This window comes from Nocardioides sp., assembly GCF_034670285.1.
Classification (GTDB): domain Bacteria; phylum Actinomycetota; class Actinomycetes; order Propionibacteriales; family Nocardioidaceae; genus Nocardioides.
The window spans coordinates 1-1764 of sequence record NZ_JAXMNS010000561.1 but is presented as its reverse complement, the minus strand read 5'-3'; the positions used below and the strand labels follow the sequence as shown (position 1 = coordinate 1764).

The window sequence follows — 1764 nt, the reverse complement described above, 5'->3', positions numbered from 1 at the left end:
CCTCCGAGCACCCCATCGCCCGGGCGATCGTCGCCGGGGCCTCGGCCCCGCTGCTGGTCGCCGAGGACTTCGCCGCCCTTGCCGGCCTCGGCGTGCGCGGACGCGTCGAGGGCCACGACGTGCTCGTGGGCAGGCCCCGACTCCTCGAGGAGGCCGGGCTCGCGGTGCCCGACGACCTGGTCGCAGCGATCGCGGCGGCCCAGGCCAGCGGTGGCACTGCGGTCGCCGTGGGGTGGGACGGTCGCGCGCGCGGCGCCCTCGTCGTGGCCGACTCGGTGAAGGAGACCTCGCGGGCCGCGATCGAGCGGCTGCGCGAGCTCGGGCTGCGTCCGATGCTGCTCACCGGCGACAACGCCGCCGTGGCCGCACGCGTCGCCGCCGAGGTCGGGATCGACCCCGACGACGTGTTCGCCGAGGTGCTGCCGGCCGAGAAGGCCGACGTCGTACGACGACTGCAGGACGAGCGTCGCGTCGTGGCGATGGTGGGGGACGGCGTCAACGACGCCGCCGCGCTCGCGCAGGCCGACCTCGGCCTGGCGATGGGCACCGGCACCGACGTGGCGATCGAGGCCAGCGACCTGACCCTCGTGCGGGGCGACCTGCTGGTGGCGGCCGATGCGATCGCCCTGTCGCGACGCACCCTGACGATCATCAAGGGCAACCTGTTCTGGGCGTTCGGCTACAACGTCGCCGCGCTCCCGCTCGCGGCCCTCGGGCTGCTCAACCCGATGCTGGCGGGCGCGGCGATGGCGTTCTCGTCGCTCTTCGTCGTCGGCAACAGCCTGCGGCTGCGTGGTTTTCAGCCCCGCGGGTGAGGCACGTCACCCCCGACCTGGCCTACCGTCAAGGGGCCGGGCGACACCGCGACTTACGCAGGCGCGGCACTCTCGGGCGTAGGAGCCTCGGTGCTCACACGCATGAGGCCCTCCCGACCGCGGCGGTCGGAAGGGCCTCACTTGGTGCGTGTGCTGCAGTGATGCTGGAGGGCTGCGTCAGCCCTCGTTGCGGCGCTCGTTGACCGTCTGCGAACCGTCGGGGTGCGTGGTCGTCTGCACCGTCTTGTTGTTGCGGCGGTTGTTGAGCGTGAAGAAGGTCAGCGCCACGATGACGATGCCGACGCCGGTCATGATCAGACCGACGGCGTAGAGGTCGACGTTCTCGACCGCGTCGTCGATCGCAAAGCTCAGGACGAGCCCGAGCACGATGAGGAATCCACCGAATCCGTATCCCATGAGTGTTTTTCTCCTTCGTGAGGGGGCAGGGCGCGTTGGCGCCCGTGGGGCGCCGACCGTACAGGTTTGCACGCCGGGCGCCACCAGGCGTCGTCCTCAGGGGTGAGGTGAGCTCTCCCCGGGCGCGTCGAGCACGACCCGGTGGCGATCGGGGGCGAAGCCGCGCTCGATGCCCCACCGCACCGCCTGGCTGCGGGTGGTCGCACCGATCTTGCGGTAGAGCGAGCGGATGTGGGTCTTGACGGTGTTCATGCCGATGTAGGCCCGAGTGGTGATGTCCTCGTTGGTGAGGCCCTGGCAGATCAGGGCCAAGATCTCTCCCTCGCGCGGCGAGAGCCCGAGGAGGTCGCCGGGCCAGCGGCCGAGGAGGGTGTCGCTGTCGATGGCGTCGACCTCGCCCAGCAGGAGCACCTGCTCGCCGGCGTGGATGCGCTCGAGGGCGTCGACAAGCTGGGCCGCGGTGGCGGCCTTCGTCACGTAACCCGCAGCTCCGGACTCCACGGCGCGGCGCACGAGTGACGTCTCGGTGTTC

3 protein-coding genes are annotated in these 1764 nt (G+C 71.3%); 1 reads left to right on the top strand and 2 read right to left on the bottom strand.

What is annotated here, in order from left to right:
• Positions 1-815, top strand: an 815-nt coding sequence (locus tag VOI19_RS19055; RefSeq protein ID WP_323794504.1) for an HAD-IC family P-type ATPase, incomplete at its 5' end; no start/stop codon positions are given.
• A 177-nt stretch (positions 816-992) separates the two neighbouring features.
• Here VOI19_RS19055 and VOI19_RS19050 read toward each other — a convergent pair.
• Both VOI19_RS19050 and VOI19_RS19045 read right to left on the bottom strand, forming a co-directional pair.
• Positions 993-1232 (bottom strand): DUF6458 family protein, encoded by a 240-nt coding sequence (locus VOI19_RS19050; protein ID WP_323794503.1) that lies wholly within the window; start codon positions 1230-1232, stop codon positions 993-995.
• Between the two features lie 96 nt (positions 1233-1328).
• On the bottom strand, positions 1329-1764 hold a 436-nt coding region (locus tag VOI19_RS19045; RefSeq protein ID WP_323794502.1), incomplete at its 5' end, for a response regulator transcription factor.

Excerpts from the sequence above, each read along its gene's own strand:
- VOI19_RS19050 (WP_323794503.1), bottom strand. The coding sequence starts at position 1,232 with ATGGGATACGGATTCGGTGGATTCCTCATCGTGCTCGGGCTCGTCCTG.